The organism is Luteimonas sp. A611, assembly GCF_054072715.1.
Genome location: NZ_JBSVRP010000003.1, coordinates 18,275 through 38,226, shown reverse-complemented (window position 1 = coordinate 38,226; position 19,952 = coordinate 18,275). Strand labels below are relative to the sequence as shown.

12 protein-coding genes and 1 riboswitch are annotated in these 19,952 nt (G+C 69.5%); of the genes, 7 read left to right on the top strand and 5 right to left on the bottom strand.

Annotated features, from left to right (window positions below):
- Positions 1-132: 132 nt before the first annotated feature.
- The 4 genes from polA (at position 133) to ACW5EG_RS13415 (ending at position 6,057) form a co-directional block, all read left to right on the top strand.
- Complete coding sequence (polA, locus tag ACW5EG_RS13430; protein ID WP_457018895.1) at positions 133-2,910, top strand: DNA polymerase I; 2,778 nt, start codon at positions 133-135, stop codon at positions 2,908-2,910.
- A gap of 781 nt (positions 2,911-3,691) precedes the next feature.
- Positions 3,692-4,768, top strand: a complete 1,077-nt coding sequence (dinB, locus tag ACW5EG_RS13425) for a DNA polymerase IV (protein ID WP_457018894.1) — start codon at positions 3,692-3,694, stop codon at positions 4,766-4,768.
- A gap of 52 nt (positions 4,769-4,820) precedes the next feature.
- Positions 4,821-5,522, top strand: coding sequence for a phosphoglycolate phosphatase (gene gph / locus ACW5EG_RS13420; RefSeq protein WP_457021863.1), 702 nt, complete (start codon positions 4,821-4,823; stop codon positions 5,520-5,522).
- Between the two features lie 55 nt (positions 5,523-5,577).
- Complete coding sequence (locus ACW5EG_RS13415) at positions 5,578-6,057, top strand: hypothetical protein (protein WP_457018892.1); 480 nt, start codon at positions 5,578-5,580, stop codon at positions 6,055-6,057.
- A 52-nt stretch (positions 6,058-6,109) separates the two neighbouring features.
- Here ACW5EG_RS13415 and ACW5EG_RS13410 read toward each other — a convergent pair whose 3' ends face one another.
- From ACW5EG_RS13410 to ACW5EG_RS13400, 3 genes are all read right to left on the bottom strand, one after another.
- Positions 6,110-7,975, bottom strand: a complete 1,866-nt coding sequence (locus tag ACW5EG_RS13410) for a TonB-dependent receptor domain-containing protein (RefSeq protein ID WP_457021861.1) — start codon at positions 7,973-7,975, stop codon at positions 6,110-6,112.
- A 113-nt stretch (positions 7,976-8,088) separates the two neighbouring features.
- Positions 8,089-8,319, bottom strand: a riboswitch (cobalamin riboswitch).
- Between the two features lie 49 nt (positions 8,320-8,368).
- On the bottom strand, positions 8,369-8,749 hold the full coding sequence (locus tag ACW5EG_RS13405; protein WP_457018890.1) for a TfoX/Sxy family protein: 381 nt from the start codon (positions 8,747-8,749) through the stop codon (positions 8,369-8,371).
- Complete coding sequence (locus tag ACW5EG_RS13400) at positions 8,746-9,228, bottom strand: GAF domain-containing protein (protein ID WP_457018889.1); 483 nt, start codon at positions 9,226-9,228, stop codon at positions 8,746-8,748. Before ACW5EG_RS13400 ends, ACW5EG_RS13405 begins: the two co-directional genes overlap by 4 nt.
- Positions 9,229-9,354: 126 nt before the next feature.
- On the opposite strand from ACW5EG_RS13400, the gene bioD reads away from it, so the two are divergent.
- Positions 9,355-10,026: a dethiobiotin synthase gene (bioD, locus tag ACW5EG_RS13395; RefSeq protein WP_457018888.1), complete on the top strand. Its 672-nt coding sequence runs from the start codon at positions 9,355-9,357 to the stop codon at positions 10,024-10,026.
- 154 nt (positions 10,027-10,180) lie between these two features.
- On the opposite strand, the gene ACW5EG_RS13390 is transcribed toward bioD, so the two are convergent.
- Both ACW5EG_RS13390 and ACW5EG_RS13385 read right to left on the bottom strand, forming a co-directional pair.
- Positions 10,181-13,354: an efflux RND transporter permease subunit gene (locus ACW5EG_RS13390; RefSeq protein ID WP_457021859.1), complete on the bottom strand. Its 3,174-nt coding sequence runs from the start codon at positions 13,352-13,354 to the stop codon at positions 10,181-10,183.
- 79 nt (positions 13,355-13,433) lie between these two features.
- Positions 13,434-14,624, bottom strand: coding sequence for an efflux RND transporter periplasmic adaptor subunit (locus tag ACW5EG_RS13385; RefSeq protein ID WP_457021857.1), 1,191 nt, complete (start codon positions 14,622-14,624; stop codon positions 13,434-13,436).
- 465 nt (positions 14,625-15,089) lie between these two features.
- Between ACW5EG_RS13385 and ACW5EG_RS13380 the strand changes: the two genes are divergently transcribed.
- Together ACW5EG_RS13380 and ACW5EG_RS13375 are read left to right on the top strand one after the other, a co-directional pair.
- Positions 15,090-16,337 carry an efflux RND transporter periplasmic adaptor subunit gene (locus ACW5EG_RS13380; protein ID WP_457021855.1) on the top strand — a complete coding sequence of 416 codons (1,248 nt, stop codon included), beginning with the start codon at positions 15,090-15,092 and terminating at the stop codon, positions 16,335-16,337.
- 6 nt (positions 16,338-16,343) lie between these two features.
- Entirely contained in the window at positions 16,344-19,499 is a 3,156-nt protein-coding gene (locus tag ACW5EG_RS13375) for a multidrug efflux RND transporter permease subunit (protein WP_457021853.1), read from the top strand.
- Positions 19,500-19,952: the final 453 nt, after the last annotated feature.

Here is a 19,952-nt window from a genome sequence, read left to right as displayed (position 1 = left end):
CCGGCGTGGCTGGACGTTCATTATGCGCATGCCCGATCAAGGCGGGGCGAGCGTGAAGACAGCGCCGGCCCGGGCGCGCCGCGTGGGATCCGGTCGACCGGGCCCGGCCCATGCCGCGCGTAGAATCAGTCCATGCCCAGACTCGTACTGATCGACGGTTCCTCCTATCTGTTCCGCGCCTTCCACGCGCTGCCGCCGCTGACCAATGGCGACGGTGAGCCGACCGGCGCGCTGTTCGGCGTGGTCAACATGCTGCGCGCCACGCTCAAGGAGAAGCCGGACTACGTCGCCTTCGTGGTCGACGCCAGCGGTCCGACCTTCCGCGAGGCGCTGTACCCGCTTTACAAGGCCAACCGTCCGCCGATGCCCGACGACCTGCGCACCCAGGTCGAGCCGATGTGCAGGATCGTCGAGGCGCTGGGATTCCCGATCCTGCGCGAGCCGGGCGTGGAAGCCGACGACGTGATCGGCACCCTGGCCGTGCAGGGCGCGGCGGACGGCATCGACGTCACCATCTCCACCAGCGACAAGGATTTCGCGCAGCTGGTGCGCGAGCCGGCGCCCGGCCAGGGCCTGGTCGAACTGGTCAACACCATGACCGGCAGTCGCCTGGACAGCGTCGAGGCGGTGATGGCGAAGTTCGGCGTGCGCCCGGACCAGATCGTCGACATGCTCGCGCTGATGGGCGACAGCGTCGACAACATTCCCGGCGTGCCCAAGTGCGGGCCCAAGACCGCCGCCAAGTGGCTGGCCGAGCACGGCACCCTCGACGCGGTGATCGCCGGCGCCGATGGCGTCAAGGGCAAGATCGGCGAGAGCCTGCGCGAGGCGCTGGGGCAGCTGCCGCTGAGCCGGCAGCTGGCCACGATCAAGCTCGACGTCGCGCTGGATGCCACGCCGCAGACGCTGGCCCTGCGCGAGCGCGACGTCGAGGCGCTGCGCGAGCTGTACGCGCGCTACGGCTTCAACCAGGCGCTCAGGGAACTCGACGGCGGCAGCGTCGCCGACGCCGCCGAGAAGGAGCCGGGACGGGCGCGCGGCAGCGGCCGCTATGCCGCGCCGGCCTCGCCGGACGAGCCGCTGCCCGATCCGGCGCTGGCGGCACCGGGCAGCTACGAGACGATCTTCGATGCCGGGCAGCTGGCGACCTGGATCGACGAACTGCGCCAGGCCGGCTGTTTCGCGCTCGACACCGAAACCGATTCGCTCGATCCGTTGCGGGCCAACCTGATCGGCATCAGCTTCGCTGCCGAGTCCGGGCGCGCGGCCTACCTGCCGCTGGGACACGACTATCCCGGCGTGCCGGCGCAGCTTGATCGCGGGGCCGCGCTCGAGGCGCTGCGCCCGCTGCTCGAGGACGCGCAGGTGCGCAAGATCGGGCAGCACGGCAAGTACGACCTGCACGTGTTCCGGCGCCACGGCATCGAGGTGCACGGCTACGCCGAGGACACGATGCTGCAGAGCTTCGTGCTCAACTCCAGCCAGCGCCACGACATGGATTCGCTGGCGCGACGCCTGCTCGGCTACGAGACCGTCCCCTACGAAGCGGTGGCCGGCAAGGGCGCGAAACAGATCCCGTTCAATGCGGTCGCGATCGACGACGCCACCGGCTATGCCGCCGAGGACGCCGACATCACCCTGCGCCTGCACGGTGAGCTGTCCTCGCGCCTGGCGCAGGTGCCTTCGTTGCAGTCGGTCTACCGCGACATCGAGATGCCGCTGGTGCAGGTGCTGGCGCGCATCGAGGCCAATGGCGTGATGATCGACGCGGATGAGCTGCGCCGGCAGACCGCCGACCTCTCGCGGCGGATGCTCACCGCCCAGCAGGCTGCCACCCAGATGGCCGGGCGCAGCTTCAACCTCGACTCGCCCAAGCAGCTGCAGGCATTGCTGTTCGACGAACTCGGACTGCCGGCGCTGGTGAAGACGCCCAAGGGCCAGCCCAGCACCAACGAGGAGGCGCTGGAGGCGATCGCCGACCAGCACGAGCTGCCGCGCGTGATCCTCGAATACCGCGGCCTGGCGAAACTGCGCAGCACCTACACCGAAAAGCTGCCGGAGATGATCAATCCCGGGACCGGCCGCCTGCACACCAGCTACCACCAGGCAGGCGCGGCCACCGGCCGCCTGGCCTCCAGCGATCCCAACCTGCAGAACATCCCGATCCGCACCGAGGACGGCCGCCGCATCCGCAAGGCCTTCATCGCCCCGCCGGGACGGCGCCTGGTCGCCTGCGACTATTCGCAGATCGAACTGCGGATCATGGCCCACCTGTCGGAGGACGCCGGCCTGCTCGAGGCCTTCGCGGCCGGCGCCGACATCCACCGCGCCACGGCCGCCGAGGTCTTCGGCCGCCGGCTGGAGGAGGTGACGACCAGCGAGCGGCGCGCGGCCAAGGCCATCAACTTCGGCCTGATGTACGGCATGGGCGCGTTCGGGCTGGCGCGCAACCTGGGCATCGGCCGCGGCGAGGCGCAGGAATACATCGCCACCTATTTCTCGCGTTATCCGGGCGTGCGCGATTTCATGGAGCGCACCCGCCAGCAGGCGCGCGAGCAGGGCTACGTCGAAACCGTGTTCGGCCGGCGTCTTTACCTGGAATACATCCAGCGCGGCAACCAGGCCCAGCGCGCCGGCGCCGAGCGCGCCGCGATCAACGCGCCGATGCAGGGAACGGCGGCCGACATCATCAAGCGCGCGATGATCGACATCGACGGCTGGCTGGCGGCCCAGGGCGGCGCGGCACAGATGATCCTGCAGGTGCACGACGAACTGGTATTCGAGGTCGACGAGGCCTTTGTCGACGTGCTCGTGGGCGAGGCTTCGGCGCGAATGGCGGCAGCAGCGGAACTGCGTGTTCCGCTGGTGGTGGACTCTGGCGTGGGCACCAACTGGGATCAGGCCCATTGATGCGGACCCGATCACGCTTTGCGCGTATCTCGGCATAAGTCATGACTTTCGGCACGGATATTGTCCGGGAATCCACCGGGTAAACGGTGGCTGAATTATTCGGACGGCATAGCGTCTTCTTCACGAAGTCTCAATGTTGGAAGTGGTCATATAGGTCGCGACAGATGCAAGGTCTGTCGCTGATCTCCTCCCATTCCCCTGGGGAAGATCCGGAACGTAAGACTTCTCCCCGAGTCCCGTTCCCCGAGCCCCGCCGGCCCCCCCTGCCTGCGGGGCTTTTTTGTGGGTGTTCTCCGCATTGCGAAAGGATTGACGACGGTGGATCCGGGCCTCCGGTTGGGGTCGTTCCGAGCTGGGGGTTGCTCTTCGGCTCGGTCAGCCATCCATGGCTGACTCGCCGCCGCAGCGCATCCATGCGCTGCTTTGCGCAACCCCCAGCCCGGAACGACCATCGCCCAGTTGCTGTCGCGGCTTCGAAAGAAGCTCCCGCCGAAGCATCACAGCAGGAGCAGCAGCGAGCCGCGTCCTGGCGGCCGGGGGTCGCGGAAAGCAAAACATGGATGTTTTGCGCGCGAGTCAGGGCAGGGAAAGCGTGGATGGCTTGCGCGGCATGCCGCGCATCCACGCGAGCGCCCGGTATGCTTTGCCGGGCCGGACCGCGCAGCGGCCCTGACCGAGCGAAAAGCGATCCCCGGCCGACAGGGCGTGGCGTCCGTCCGAAGGCCGGACCCGGATGCAGGGCAGCGGCCGCCTCGCGGCGGCGCACTAGAATGGCGCAGCCGTGCGCAAGATCATCCACATCGACATGGACGCGTTCTACGCATCCGTGGAACAGCGCGACGATCCGTCGCTGCGCGGCCGCCCCGTGGTCGTGGCCTGGCGCGGCGCGCGTTCGGTGGTGTGCGCGGCTTCCTACGAAGCGCGGCGCTACGGCGTGCGCTCGGCGATGCCGGCCATGCGCGCCGAGCGGCTGTGCCCGGACGCGGTGTTCGTGCCGCCGGACTTCCCGCGCTACAAGGCGGCGTCGCGGCAGATCCGCGAGATCTTCCTGGAGCACACCGACCTGGTCGAACCGCTGTCGCTGGACGAGGCCTACCTCGACGTCACCGCGCCCAAGATCGCATCGCCCAGCGCCACCGCCACCGCGCAGGCGATTCGCGCGCGCATCCGCGAGGAAACGCGGCTCACGGCATCCGCGGGCGTCGCGCCCAACAAGTTCATCGCCAAGATCGCCTCGGACTGGAACAAGCCCGACGGCGTGTTCGTGGTCCGGCCAACACAGGTCGATGCCTTCCTCACCCCGCTGCCGGTGGGACGCATTCCGGGAGTGGGCAAGGTGATGCAGGGCAAGCTGGAGGAACTGGGCGTGCGCACGGTGGGAGAGCTGCGCGGGCTGCCGCTGGAGGCGCTGCAGGCACGCTTTGGCAGCTACGGCGCGTCGCTGTACCGGCGCGCGCGCGGCATCGACGAGCGGCCGGTCGAACCCGACCAGCCGGTGCAGTCGATCTCGGCCGAGGACACCTTCGCCCAGGACCTGCCGCTGGACGAGCTGGCGCCGCACGTGCGGCGCATCGCGGAGAAGGCCTGGCATTCCACCCGCAAGACGCCGCGCGTCGGCCGCACCGTGGTGCTCAAGCTCAAGACCGCGCAGTTCCGCATCCTCACCCGCAGCCTGACGCCCGACACGCCACCGGCGACGCTGGATGCGTTCAGCGCGATCGCGCTGTCGCTGCTGGCGCGGGTGGCGCTGCCGCAGGCCACCCGCTACCGGCTGGTGGGCGTGGGCCTGTCGAATTTCCACGATCCGGAAGAGCGCGCGGTGCAGGCGCAGTTGTTCGAGGCCGCGACCTGCGCCTGAGCCGGTTGCGCGAGGCCGATACACTGGCCGGCCCCCTGCCGATGGTCGACCGATGACATTTCCGTTCCGCGCCGTGCTGTTCGACCTGGACGGCACCCTGATCGACAGCGCCGTCGGCATTGCCGAGGCGGTCAACCGCACGCTGCTGGCGCTGGGCCACGCCGCGCAGGACGAGTCCACCGAGCGCAGCTGGATCGGCGATGGCGCGCGCCTGCTGCTGCGCCGCGCGCTCGACCACGCCGGTGCGACGCTGCCGGACGGCGACGGCTTCGAGGCGGCGTATGCGCTGCTGATGCGGCATTACGGGGAATCGCTGCCGCGCCAGGCCGTGGCCTATCCGGGCGCCGCCGAAGCGCTGCAGGCGCTGCAGGCACGGGGCGTGCCCATCGCCCTTTGCACCAACAAGCCGGCGCGCTTCATCGCGCCATTGCTCGAGGCGCTCGGCTGGGAAGACTGTTTCCAGGCCATCGTCGGCGGCGACACCCTGCCCGAGCGCAAGCCCGATGCGCGCCCGCTGCTGCACATCGCCGAGGGCTTTGGCCTGGCAGCGGAGCAGTGCCTGATGGTCGGCGATTCGCGCACCGACGCAGACGCTGCCGCGGCCGCGGCGATGCCGCTGGCCCTGGTCGACTATGGCTACCGGCGCGACTTCGACCTCGATGGCGCCGGCGCCTGGCGCGTGGTCGGCGACCTGCGCGCGCTGCTGCAGCCCGGCGAGGCGTTCGTGCTGGCAGCAGCGCGACCCGACTGCTGACAACACCTCCGCGCGCGCCGGCGCTAGTCTCGGCGCGTGCAACCGGAGGACTGGCGTGGGCGATATCCGACAGGGGGCCGCGGCCGAACTGTGGCAATCGGCGATCCGTGAGGCCTGCGAGGGCGGCGGTCGCGCACTCGACGAGTCGCAGGAAAGCTATCTGGTGTTCGTGCTGCTGCGCCACCAGCGAGACGAGCGGCTGCTGGCGCGGATCCAGGCGCTGGAATGGCTGGACGCCCAGCAGCAGACGGGCAGCGCGCGCGCGGATGCGCTGCGCGACGTGGGCGACCGCTGCCTGCTGGTGGCCGGGCTGTTCCCGGCGCTGGCGAAGCGGCGCCGGGTGAGCGTGGACTATTTCGTCGACCTGGGGCGCGGCGCCTACCAGGGCGTGGCCGAAGCAGGGCGCGACGCCTATGCCGAGCTGTTCGCGCGCCTGGCCGCCAGCTACCGCGAGCTGGTCGCGGTGCTGCAGGGCGTACGCGCGCTGCGCGACCCGCGCATGCTCTCCGCCCCCGGCGGGACCGTGCTGCACTGACCGCGCCCACCGCGGGCACCAGGCGCGCGATGGGCGGGGCCAGTGCAAGGGCTCAGCGCGGCGCGGGCCGCCAGCGCAGGGTGAGCTGGTACTCGCGCCCGGGCTGGTAGTACCAGGCCACCGACTCGTACTGGCGGTCGAACAGGTTGCTGGCGCGCGCGGCGAGGCTCCAGTCGCGACCGAGGTCGTACTCCAGGCGCAGGTCGGTGGTCGCGTGGCCGCCCAGGCGCACGCGGTTGGCAGCATCGTCGTAGCGCGCGCCGGCGCCCTGCACGCTCAGGCCCGCGCGCAGGGGGCCGAAGTCGCGGTCGATGTCGATGCGGCCGGTGGTGCGCGCGCGCCGCGCAAGCAGCCGGTCGTGGTTGGCGCTGCCGCTGCGGTCGCGCGGATCGGTGTGGCTGAGCTGGGCCGACAGGTCGAAGCCTGCCCACGCGGTGTCGACGGTGAATTCGGCGCCGCGGATGCGCGCCTGGTCGATGTTGCTGCCCACGCCGAGGAAGTCCGGCGGCGGGTACACGAACACGATCAGGTCGTCGATGCGGCTCTCGTACACGTCCAGCGACCAGCGGTGGCCGGCCGCGGTGCGCGACAGGCCGAGGTTGAGGCTGCGCGAGGTTTCCGGCTGCAGCCAAGGGCTTTCGGAGCCGGGGTAGTAGAGGTCGTTGAAGGTCGGCGCCTTGAAGCCAGTGGCCGCATTGGCAGACAACCGCAGGCCGTTGCCCAGCGCCGTGCCCCAGCCGAGGCTGCCGGTGAGATGGTTGCCGAACTGCGCGTTGTCGTCGTTGCGTACGCTGGCCTGCAGCCGCTGCCTGCCGACGCGACCGTCGTAGGCGAGGAACACGCCGGTGTTGTCACGGGCATCGACGGTATAGGGGACCAGGCTGTCGACCTGGTCGTCCAGATGGTCGACGCCCGCGGTCAGCAGATGGCCGGGGCGGAGCTGCAGGTCGCCCTGGAGCGAAGCGCTGTCGCGGCGGGTGACGAAGGCGCTGCGGAGCTCCTCGGCCTGGTAGTCGTCGGAGCGATCCTGGCTGCGTCCCAGGGCCGCAGTGAGTTCCAGTCGCCCGCCCTGCGGCGCATGCCGCAGCTGCAGCGCACTGACCTGCTGGCGCACCTCGGAGCGGTTGGTCCAGGAGCCGTCGAACTCGGTGTCGCCATCGGCCTGCAGGAAGCTGCCCTCCAGCTCGAACGCCTCGCCCATCTGCACTCCACCGCGCAGGCCCAGCGAGACGTTGCGATAGCCGTCGTCGTCGGGTTCGTCGGCGAAGCAGCCCTGGAACAGCGCGCCCGAGCCGCGGCAGGCGTTGAAGCCGTCGGTGGAATCGTAGGCGCCGTGCACGCCGAGCCAGCCGCGCGCGCCGCGCAGGTCGAAGCCGCCGCCCAGCTCGCGGCTGCCGTGGCTGCCCATTCCGAGGGTGAGGCTTGGCGCCAAACCCTGCGTTTGCGCGCGCCGGGTGAAGATCTGGATCACGCCGCCGATCGCCTCGGAGCCGTACAGGCTCGAGCGCGGGCCGCGAATGATCTCGATGCGCTCGATCTGCGCCAGCGGCAGGTCCTGGATCGCGGGCATGCCGGCGGTGGCCGAGTTCATCTTGATGCCGTCGACCAGCACCAGCACGTGGTCGGACTCGGCGCCGCGCAGGTACAGGCTGCTGAGCTTGCCGCGGCCGCCGGTGTTGCCGACGTCGATGCCGGCGCGCCCGCGCAACAGGCCGATCAGGTCGCGCGCCTGGCTGCGCTCGATCTGCGCGCGGTCGATCACCTGGGCGGGCACCAGGCTTTCGGCCAGGGCCACCTCGGTGCGGGTGCCGGTGACCACCACTTCGTCGAGGTCGGTGGCCGACTGGGCCAGTGCCACGATGGGCAGGGCCGCGGCCACCGCCGCGGAGATCAGGGAAAGGGAACAACGGTTCAACATCGCATCGGCTCCATCGCGCGCCCCGCGCGCCTTGCATGGCATGGAGTTGCGCGCGGAGAGATGGCGGACGGGCACACGACGGCGCACGGCACGCCGCGACGCCCTCCGCATCGCAACCAGTGGACTCCAGGGCCGGTCTCCGGACTCGCGGGTTGGGGCAGGTGTGCCCCGGTCGCCGCGCCTTCCCATGCGTGTGCACAGTGGCGGATGCGGCGGCCGTACTCGCTTACCGTTGCGGGGGCAGTGCCGGGATGACCGCGTCGCGTTGCGACGACGGCGTCACCGGCTTCCCGTTTCAGCCCTTGGACGAAGATCCGCGGGCCACCCTGGAGCTGGCGGCATTGTACGGGAAGGGTGCGTGCGGCGGCGCGTGCTGCGACGCGCGCAGGTGGCTCAGTCGCGGTCGCCGCCGCGGTCGGGCTCGTCGAGGAAGCCGAACGAGGCGGACGGGGTTTCTTCCTGATGGTGGGTGGTGGTCACCGGCGCGGCGGCAGGACGCCCGCGCGGCAGCGGCAGCTCGGCCGTTGCGGCCTCGACTGCGGCCACCAGCTCCACGCGGCGTTGCTCCGGCACTTCCTGCCAGTGGCAATCGCGCAGCGCGCCTTCGAGTGCATAGAGCAGGTTGAGGCTGGGCTTGAAGCCGGCGCGGCGCACGCGCATGAAGGCGTCCACCGGACCGGCGCCGACCAGGTCCTGCTCGGTACGCAGCCCCACCTGGCGCAGCCAGGCGGCGGATTTCGGACCGATGTTGCGCATCTTCAGCGGTGCATTCATGACAGGGATTCGACCCAGATGCGGGCGATGGCTTCCAGCCCTTCCTGATCTTCAACGTCGAAACGGGCCGGCTCCGGACTGTCGATGTCGAACACGCCAACCAGCGTGTCTCCGTGCAGCAGCGGCACCACCAGCTCCGATCGCGACGCGGAGTCGCAGGCGATGTGGCCGGGGAAGGCGTGCACGTCGTCGATCCGCTGGGTCTGGCGGCTGCTTGCGGCCGCGCCGCACACGCCCTTGTCGAGCGGGATGCGCACGCAGGCGGGCAAGCCCTGGAACGGGCCGACCACCAGCTCGGTGCCGTCATGGAAATAGAAGCCGACCCAGTTCAGCCCGGGCAGCGCGTGGTAGACCAGCGCGGACAGGTTGGCGGCGTTGGCGATGCGGTCGTGTTCGCCATGCAGCAGCGCGCGTGCCTGTTGTGCGAGCTGGGCGTACTGCTGCGGCTTGTCGCCGCTTAGACTTGCTGCAGTGAACATGCGGGCAGTGTAGCAGCGCGTGCACGACCCCTCCGGAGGACGGATGAAACACGGTCCAGAACGCGCCGCGGCCTGCCTGTGCATACGCGCGCTGCGGACGTCGAAACGGAAGGACGGGGGCGCGCGGTGAGCCAGGCCTGGTTCGTCACCGGCACCGACACCGGCGTGGGCAAGACCTTCGCGTCGGTGGCGCTGCTGCATGCGTTGCGCGCGCGCGGGCTGCGTGCGGTCGGGATGAAGCCGGTGGCCAGCGGCTGCGAACATGGCGCCGATGGCTGGCAGAACGAAGATGCGCTCGCGCTGCGGGCCGCGAGTGATCCAGTGCCGGACTACGCCGACGTGAATCCGTTCGCACTGCCGGTTGCCACCGCGCCGCAGCTTGCCGCGCGCGATGCGGGCATCGTGGTGACGCTGCCGCCGCTGCTGGATGCGTTCGCGCGCTTGTCGGCCAGCGCCGATGCAGTGGTGGTCGAGGGTGCCGGCGGCTGGCTGGCGCCGATGGGCGATGGCCTGGAGCAATCGGCGATGGCGCGCGCGGTGGGCGGGCAGGTGATGCTGGTGGTGGGGCTGCGGCTGGGCTGCCTCAGCCATGCACGTCTGACTGCGAAGGCGATCGAAGCAGACGGTTGCCGGCTGGCGGGGTGGATCGGCAACCGCGTCGATCCGGCATTCGATCGCGTCGACGATTACCTGGCGCTGTTGCGCGAGGCGCTGCCCGCGCCGTGCATGGGCGTGCTGCGGCATGCGGTGGGTGGCGATGGTGCTGTTGCGGCGAAGGAGCTGGTGCTGCCGGAGTGAGCGGCTGCGGCCTGCCCCCCACCCCAACCCTCCCCCGCACGCGGGGGAGGGAGCAGGGCAGTCGGCAGGTCGGTTCAGGCGCGAAGGCCTGTTTTAACTCCCTCCCCCGCCCGCGGGGGAGGGCTGGGGTGGGGGCAACCGGCGAGCGCGTCCCTCAACCGTGCTGCGGCTGCGGCGCCTCCGGTGCGTCATCCGCTTCGGCCGCGTTCTCACGGCCCCGGTCGCGCGCATGGTCGCGCGCCAGGTACAGGTAGTACGCCGGCAGCACGAACAGGGTGAACATCGTGCCGATGGTCATGCCCGAGGCGATCACGGTGCCCATCGAGAAGCGCGAAGCCGCGCCCGGCCCCTTGGCGATCAGCAGCGGAATCATCGCGAACACCAGTGCGGCGGTGGTCATCAGCACCGGGCGCAGGCGGATCGCGGTGGCCTGCTCGATCGCCTCGCGCTTGGACAGGCCCTGCTCCTGCAGCTTGTTGGCGAACTCCACGATCAGGATGCCGTGCTTGGAGATCACGCCCACCAGGGTCACCAGGCCGACCTGGGTGTAGATGTTGATGCTCATCCCCGGGAACGCCTCGATCCCGGCGAAACCAAGGACGCCGCTGGCGATCGCCAGCACGTTGAGCGTCAGCAGCGCGCCGCAGATCGCCATCGGCACGGTCAGCAGCATGATCGTGGCATCGCGGAAGCTCTCGAACTGCGCCGACAGCACCAGGAAGATGACGATCAGCGCCAGTCCGAGGGTCATCAGCATCGCCGAGCCCTCCTGCTTGAACTGTCGCGACTCGCCGGCGTAGTCGACGGTGTAGCCCTGCGGCAGCACGTCGCGCGCGGCTTCGTCCAGGATCGCCAGCGCTTCGCCCTTGCTCACGCCGGGGCGCGGGGCGAAGGTGATCGACACCGCATTGAGCTGCTGGAAGCGCTTTAGCGACTGCGGCTGCGCGCTTTCCTGCAGCGTGACCAGGGTCGACAGCGGGATCAGGTCGCCGTTGCGGGTGCGGGTGTAGTAGTTCTGCAGGTCGGAGGCGTTGAGGCGGTCGCTGCGCTGCACCTGCGGGATCACCAGGTAGGAGCGGTTCTGCATCGCGAAGCGGTTGGTGTAGCCGCCCGAGAGCATCGCCGCCATGTCGGCCGCGAGCGTGCGCATGTCGATGCCCAGCGAGGCCGCCTTGTCGCGGTCGATGTGCACCTCGATGCGTGGCTTGTCGATCTTCAGGTCCTTGTCGAGGAAGATGAAGCGCTTGCTCTCCATCGCCCGCGCCAGGATCGCGTCGGCCAGTTCGGCGAGCTGGGCCAGCTCGCCCACGCCGCCGATGATGAACTCGCCGCCGCCGTCGCCGCCGGCGCTGGGCAGCGAGGGTGGCACCAGGGCGAAGGTGTTGAGGCCGGTGACGTCGCTGAACTTCGGCTGCAGATCCTGCTCGAGCACCTGCTTGGTCGAGCGGCTGCGTTCGCTCCAGGGCTTGAGCACGAAGCCGGCCATCGCCATCGGGCTGGCGCCGCCGCCGCTGCCGCCGAAGCCGCCGTTGAACAGGAAGTAGTCCTGCACCTCCGGTATGCCCTGCGCGATCGCGGACATCTCTTCGGTGTAGCTCTCCACGTAGTCGAGCGTCGCGGTCGGGTCGGCCTGCGAGATCGCGAACACGAAGCCCTCGTCCTCCAGCGGCGCGGGCTCCTTGGGCGCGGTCATGTACAGGAACACGCACGACACCAGCACGATCCCGCCGAACAGGGCGATGATCGCCTTGGTCTCCAGCGCGCCGTGCAGGCGTCGCTGGTAGCCGCGCTGGATCTTGTCGAAGCGCGCGTCCAGCCACGCCTCCAGCCGGCCCTTGCTGCCCTCGCCGTGCGGCTTGAGGATCCTCGAACTCATCATCGGCGTGAGCGTCAGCGCGATCACGCCCGACAGCAGCACGCTTCCGGCCAGGGTGAAGGCGAACTCGGTGAACAGGATGCCGGTCAGGCCGCCCTGGAAGCCGATCGGCAGGTACACCGCGATCAGCGTGGTGGTCATTGCCACCACCGGCCAGGCCAGCTCGCGCGCGCCCTTGATCGCCGCGTCAAAGGGCGACAGGCCGTCCTCGATGTGGCGGTGGATGTTCTCCAGCACGATGATCGCGTCGTCTACCACTATCCCGATCGCAAGCACCATCGCCAACAACGTCAGCAGGTTGATGGTGAAGCCCATCAGCAGCATCAGGAACAACGCGCCCACCAGCGACAGCGGCACGGTCACCGCCGGGATCAGCACGCTGCGCAGCGACCCCAGGAACAGGTAGATCACCACGATCACGATGATCACCGCCTCGATGATCGTGCTCACCACCTCGTTGATCGCGTCCTGGATCGCCTCGGTGCTGTCGTAGGGAATCGTGGCGACGACGCCCTCGGGCAGCTGCGGCACGATCTCGCCGTGCCACAGCTCGCGGACCTCGCCGATCACGTCCAGCGAGTTGGCGTCGGGCGAGACGAAGATGCCCATGAAGGTGGCCGCTTCGCCGTTGATGCGCACCGAGGTGCCGTAGTTCTCCGAGCCCAGCGCCACGTCGGCCACGTCGCCCAGGCGCACGATCGCGCCGCCTTCCTCGCGGATCACCAGCTGGCGGAACTCATCGGCGTTGCGCAGGTCGGTGCGCGCGGTCATGTCGATCGCGACCATCTGGCCCTTGGTCGAACCCACCGCCGAGAGCACGTTGTTGGACTGCAGCGCGTTGGACACGTCGCTCGCGGTCACCTGCAGCGCGGCCATGCGGTCGGGCTTGAGCCACACGCGCATGGCGAAGGTGCCGGCGCCGAGGATGTCGGCGCGCTGCACGCCGTCCACGGTGACCAGCTTGGGCTGGACCACGCGGGTGAGGTAGTCGGTGATCTGGTTGTTGTCGAGCGTCTCGCTGGCGAAGGACACGTACATCGCCGCGATCTGCTGGCCCTGCTGCAGGTCGATCACCGGGTCCTCGGACTCGGGCGGCAGTTGGCCGCGCATCTTGTTGACCTTGGCCGCGATCTGGGTGAGCGCCTCGTTGGGATCGTGGTCCAGGCGGATGTAGGCCTGGATCGTGCTCACCCCGGCCGAGCTGGTGGAGCTGAGGTAGTCGATGCCTTCGGCGCTGGCGATCTCGCGCTCCAGCGGCGTGGTGATGAAGCCCTGGATCAGGTCGGCATCGGCGCCGTAGTACACCGTGCTGACGTTCACCACCGCGTTGCGCAGCTCCGGGTACTGGCGCACGTTGAGCTCGGTGAACGCGCGCAGCCCGAAGATCAGGATGAACAGGCTGACGACCAGCGCCAGCACCGGCTTGTTGATGAAGATGTCGGTGAACTTCATGGCGGCAACTCCCCCTCCCCCGCTTGCGGGGGAGGGACGGGGTGGGGGCCCGCGCGCAGCGCGGGAGCAAGGCGATCGCTCAGCGGTTCTGCGCCTCCGGCGCCGCCTCAGCCGTTGGTTGCACCTTGTTGTTGATCGTCACCTCGGCCTCGTTGCGCAGCTTGAGCAGGCCGCTGGTGGCGACCTGCTCGCCGGGCTTGAGGCCTTCGGTCACCGCGACCAGATCGCCGCGGGTCGGGCCGGTGCGGATGAAGCGCTGGGTCACGACGAGCTTGTCGCCGGTCAGCGCATTGCCCTGCATGTCGGTTTCGCCTTCCCTGCGGGGCACCTTGCCGATCACGAACACCGCGTTGCCGTAGGGATTGAAGCTGACCGCGGTCTGCGGGATCACCACCACCTCGCGCTCGCCGCCGAGCGAGAAGCCCACGCGCGCGAACGCACCCGGGCGCAGCACGCCGTCGGGGTTGTCCAGCGTGGCCTGCGCGGTGAAGTTGCGGGTGTTCGGATCGACCCGCGGCTCGACCGCCGTCACTTCGCCTTCGAACACCTTGCCCGGCAGCGCGTCGACGGTGGCGCGGATGCGCGTGCCGGGTGCGAGCGTATCCATGCGCTGTTCGGGCAGGCTGAAGTCCAGGTAGATCGGGTCGAGCTGCTGCAGGCTCACGATCGGATCGCCCGGCGAAAGGAACTGGCCGAGATTGGCCCGGCGGATGCCGAGCTCGCCGCTGAAGGGCGCGCGGATGGTCTTCTGCGCGATCAGCGCGCGCTGCGCGTCGGCCTGCGCGCGCGAACTGGCGGCCGCGGCGACGCGCTGCTGCATCTCGTCGAGCGAGACCAGCTGGTCGCGCCCCAGCTGCTGCCAGCGTTCGGCCTGGACGTCGGCCAGTTTGGCCGCGGTTTCCAGCGACTTGAGCGTGGCCAGCTCGTTGTCGGTATTCAGGCGCACCAGCACCTCGCCCGCCTTGACCGGCTGCCCGGCCTCGAACTCGATTGCGCGCACCACGCCGCCGGCCTCGGTGGTGACGTCGGTGCCGTTGACCGCGACCAGGGTGCCGACCGCCTCGCCGTCGTCGCTCCAGCGCTCGGTGGTCGCGGTGGCCGCGCTCACCGCGGCCGCCGGCTGCGGCATGTTGTCGAAGAACTTGTTGGTCTGCGCGCCGATCATCGCCTTGACGGCGAACACGCCGCCGAACACCAGCAGCGTCAGCACCAGCATCAGGATCAGGCGTAGCGCGAACCGCGGCTTGCGCTTCGTGGGGGCGGTGGACATGGGAGTCTTCCGTGAACGTCAGTGGGCGGGTACGGACAGTGGGCGTCGAACACGTCTCGGCACAGGCGTTCGACCGACCGGTCGAGCGCATCGTCGTCGCCGGGGCCAAACAGCGGCTGCCAGCCATGGCCGTTGAGCAGTAGTGCGGGTGCTGGAACAGCAGCCGGTAGGGCTCGCCGATGGCCGGATCCAGCAGGCCCCGCTGCTGCGGCAGAGTATGCATGCCCAGACACAGGATCCATGGGCCGATCGTCAGTCCCTCGTCCGCCATGGACCGGGCCTGACTGACACATCCGGTGACCCATCACGCAGGGCGGAAGCGGAGCACCGCCGGAACGTTGCAAACACCGCCAGCAAACCTGACCTGTGGCAGGGTTCCGTTCATCCAGCGAGCAAGTATACTGCCCGGTTCAGAAATTACCTCGCCGCCACCTGCCGCGTGCAGGCCCAGACAGGTCCTCCCCGATGCTCCGTACCGCCGCCGCCCTGCCGCTCGTCCTTTCCGTGTGCCTGCTCGCCGCCTGCGGTGGAGAAGAGGCGCCCGCCCAGCCGCCGCCGCCCGAAGTGGGCGTCGTCGAGGCCAGCGCCACCAACCTGCCGCTGACCCGCGAGATCGGCGGCCGCCTGGCCGGCTTCCGCAGCGCCGACGTGCGCGCGCGCGTCCCGGGCGTGCTGCAGAAGCGCGTGTACGAGGAAGGCAGCGACGTGAAGGAAGGCGACGTGCTGTTCCTGATCGATCCGGCCCCCCTGCAGGCCGCGCTCGGCACCGCGCAGGCCTCGCTGGCGCAGGCGCAGGCGAACTTCGCCAACGCCAAGGCCAACGCCGACCGCGCGCGCCAGCTGGCGCCCACCGAATTCATCTCACGCTCCGACCTGGACAACGCGCTGGCCGCCGAACGCAGCGCCGCCGCCGCCGTGCAGGCCGGCCGGGCCGCGGTGGACGCCGCGCGCATCAACCTCGGCTACGCCACCGTGCGCGCGCCCATCAGCGGCCGTGCCGGCAAGCAGCAGGTCACCGAAGGCGCGCTGGTCGGGCAGGGCACGGTGACGCTGTTGACGACGATCGACCAGGTCGACCCGCTGTACGCCAACTTCTCCATCGGCGTGGGCGAACTGGAGCAGATCCGGCGCGCGCGCGAAGCCGCGCAGGACGCCGAATCGACGGTCGAGGTGGTCCTGGCCGACGGCAGCGCCTACGAGCACGCCGGCATGCTCGATTTCTCCGGCGACATCGTCGACCCGGCCACCGGTGCGATCTCCATGCGCGCGCTGATCCCCAATCCCAACGGTCGCCTGCTGCCGGGCACCTACGTCACCCTGCGCGCGCGCCTGGGGCAGATGCAGGGTGTGTACTCGATCCCGCAGGCCGCGGTGCAGCGTGATGCAAGAAGCGCCTACGTGATGGTGGTGGGCGCGGACGGCAATGTGGCGCGCCAGGACATCACCCTCGACCGCGCCGACGGCGGCAGCTGGATCGTCACCGCCGGCCTGCAGGACGGCGACCAGGTCATCGTCTCGGGCCTGCAGAAGATCAGCGAAGGCGCACCCGCCAAGGCCGTGCCATGGACGCCGGCCGGCGCGGCTGGCCAGGCGCCGGCAGACGCCGCACCCGCCAGCGATGGCGACGGCGACGCGCCCGCTGCCGACGAAGCTCCGTCATCGCAGCCCCCTGCTGCAGATGCGCCTGCGGCCACCGACTCCGCCGAAGGCTGATCCGCTATGTCCAGGTTCTTCATCCACCACCCGATCTTCGCGTGGGTCATCGCGATCCTGATCTCGCTGTCGGGCGTGATCGCCGTGCTCAACATGGGCGTGGAGTCGTATCCCAACGTCGCCCCGCCGCAGGTGACCGTCGGCGCCACCTATCCCGGCGCCGATGCGCAGACCGCCGAGCAGGCGGTCACCCAGGTCATCGAGCAGCAGCTCACCGGCATCGACAACCTGCTGTATTTCAACTCGACCTCGAGCTCGTCGGGGCGGGCCTCGATCACGCTCACCTTCGAAACGGGCACCGACCCGGACATCGCCCAGGTGCAGGTGCAGAACAAGGTCTCGCTGGCCACGCCGCGCCTGCCCACCGAGGTGGTGCAGCAGGGCGTGGTGGTGGCCAAGGCCAACAGCGGCTTCCTGATGGTGGTGGGCCTGCGTTCCAGCGATCCGGACATGGACCGCAACGCGCTCAACGACCTGATCGCCTCGCGCATCCTCGAGCCGCTGGCGCGCGTGCCGGGCGTCGGCAACACCCAGCACTTCGGCTCCGAGTACGCCATGAACATCTGGCTGGACCCGACCAGGCTGCAGGGCTTCGGCATGTCGGCCACCCAGGTGCTGTCGGCGGTGCGCGCGCAGAACGCGCAGTTCGCGGCCGGCTCGATCGGCGCCGATCCGGCGCCCGAGGGACAGGGCTTCACCGCCACGGTCTCGGCCGAAGGGCGGTTCAGCTCGCCCGAAGAGTTCCGCAACATCATCCTGCGCTCGGACGCGGACGGCGCGATCGTGCGCCTGCGCGACGTGGCGCGGGTCGAGGTCGGTGCCCAGGGTTACGGCTTCGACGCCCAGTTCAACGGCCAGCCCACCGGCGCGGTCGCGATCATGCTGCAGCCCGGCGCCAATGCGCTGGGCGTGGCCGAGGCGATCACCGCGCGCATGGACGAGCTGCAGGCTTCGTTCCCGCCCGGCGTGGAGTGGTTCTCGCCGTTCGACAGCACGACCTTCGTGCGGCTGTCGATCAACAACGTGATCATGACCTTGATCGAGGCCATGATCCTGGTGTTCCTGGTGATGCTGCTGTTCCTGCAGAACCTGCGCGCCACCATCATTCCGACCCTCGTGATTCCGGTCGCTCTGCTGGGCACCTTCCTGGTCCTGAGCCTGATCGGCTTCACGGTCAACCAGCTCACCATGTTCGCCATGGTGCTGGCGATCGGCATCGTGGTCGACGATGCGATCGTGGTGATCGAGAACGTCGAGCGGATCATGGCCGAGGAGCACCTGCCGCCGCTGGAGGCCACCGAGAAGGCGATGGACCAGATCACCGGCGCGGTGGTCGCGATCACCGTGGTGCTGGCGGCGGTGTTCATCCCCAGCGCGCTGCAGGGCGGCGCCTCGGGCGAGATCTACAAGCAGTTCGCGATCACCATCGCCGTGGCGATGGGCTTCTCCGCGTTCCTCGCGCTGGGCTTCACCCCGGCGCTGTGCGCGACCTTCCTCAAGCAGCATGCGGCGCCGGGCGAGAAGAAGGAAAATCGCTTCGTGCGCGGCTTCAACCGCGTCTATGACCGGGTGGCCAACACCTATGTCGGCCACATCGCCAGCGCCGTGCGGCACACGCCGCGCTGGATGGTGGTGTTCGTGGTGCTGGCGGTGGCCTGCGGCGTGCTGCTCACGCGCCTGCCGGGCAGCTTCGTGCCGGAAGAGGACCAGGGCTACGCGATGGCGATCGTGCAGCTGCCGCCGGGCGCGACCCTGCAGCGCACGCAGAAGGTGTTCGAGCAGGTGCGCGGCACGCTGGAGGGGTTGGACGGCTACGAGGGCATGATGCAGATCGCCGGCTTCAGCTTCGTCGGCCAGGGCGAGAACGTCGGCATGGCCTTCATCAAGCTCAAGGACTGGGACGACCGCGACGTCTCCGTGCCCGAGTTCATCCAGCAGGCCAATGGCGCGCTGTACGGCATCCGCGATGCGTCGATCTTCGTGGTCAACCTGCCCACGATCCAGGGCCTGGGCCAGTTCGGCGGCTTCGACATGTACCTGCAGGACCGCGCGGGCCTCGGCCGGCAGGCCTTGGCCCAGGCGCAGGGCACCCTGCTCGGGGCGGCGGCGCAGCAGCCGGAGCTGCTGGCCGGCGTGCGTCCCAACACGCTGGCCGACGCGCCGCAGCTGCAGCTCGATGTCGACCGCGCGCAGGCCGAGGCCATGGGCCTGTCGACCGGCGATGTGTACAACGCGATCCAGCTGATGCTGGCGCCCGTGTACGTCAACGACTACTTCTCCAACGGCCGCATCAAGCGCGTGGTGATGCGCGCCGATGCGCCCTTCCGCACCGGCCAGGATTCGTTCTCGCGCTTTTATTCGCCCTCGAGCCAGCTGACTGCAGACGGCACGCCGGCGATGATCCCGCTGAGCAACGTGGTGCGTTCGGAGTGGGGCATGAACACGCCCTCGCTGACGCGCTACAACGGCTACTCGGCGGTCAACATCAACGGCTCGCCGGCGCCGGGCCGCAGCTCGGGCGAGGCGATGGCCGCGATGGAAACCATCGTTGCCGAGCAGTTGCCGGCAGGCATCGGCTCCGACTGGACCGGCATGTCCTACCAGGAAATCATCGCCGGCAATACCGCGACCCTGCTGCTGGTGTTGTCGGTGCTGGTGGTGTTCCTGTGCCTGGCGGCGCTGTACGAGAGCTGGTCGATCCCGGTGTCGGTGCTGCTGGTGGTGCCGCTGGGCATCCTCGGCGCGGTGGTGTTCACGATGCTGCGCGGGTTGTCGAACGACATCTTCTTCATGATCGGCCTGGTGACGGTGATCGGCCTGGCGGCGAAGAACGCGATCCTGATCGTGGAGTTCGCGGTGCTCGAACGTGCTGCGGGCAAAACCCTGCGCGATGCGACCATCGAGGCCGCGCGCCTGCGCTTCCGCCCGATCCTGATGACCTCGCTGGCCTTCATCATGGGCGTGGTGCCGATGGCGATCTCGACCGGCGCTGGCGCCAATGCGCGCCACGCGATTGGCACCGGCGTGATCGGCGGCATGCTGTTCGCCACCTTCCTGGGCCTGCTGCTGATCCCGGTGTTCTTCGTCGCGGTGCGCAGGATGCTCGGCGACAAGATGGACGAGCCATTGCCGCAGAAGCAGCCGGCGCAGCCGCAGGACTGACCGGTCGGCGACGCGATTGATCAAGCCCGCCCCTGTTGCAGGGGCGGGCTTTTTTCATGGTTCTTTCCCAGCCAAGGGAGAGAGCGGCCCCGGTTGCCGGAAGTCCGGCGCGGGCTTCGAATGGACGCCGCGCCCTGTCGACCGGGGATCGCTTCTCGCTCGGTCAGGACATCCTGTCCTGACTCGCGCGCAAAACATCCATGTTTTGCTTTCCGCGATCCCCGGTCGCCAGGACGCGGCTCACTGCGACTGGTGCTGCGATGCTTCGGTGGGAGCTTTTTTCGAAGCCGCGACAGCGACTCGCCGATGGTCGTCCCGGGCCGGGGGTTGCGGAAAGCAGCGCATGGATGCGCTGCGGCGGCGAGTCAGCCATGGATGGCTGACCGAGCCGGGGAGCAACCCCCGGGCCGGGACGACTCCGACCGCAGGCCTGATCCAATCGCTTGCACAGCA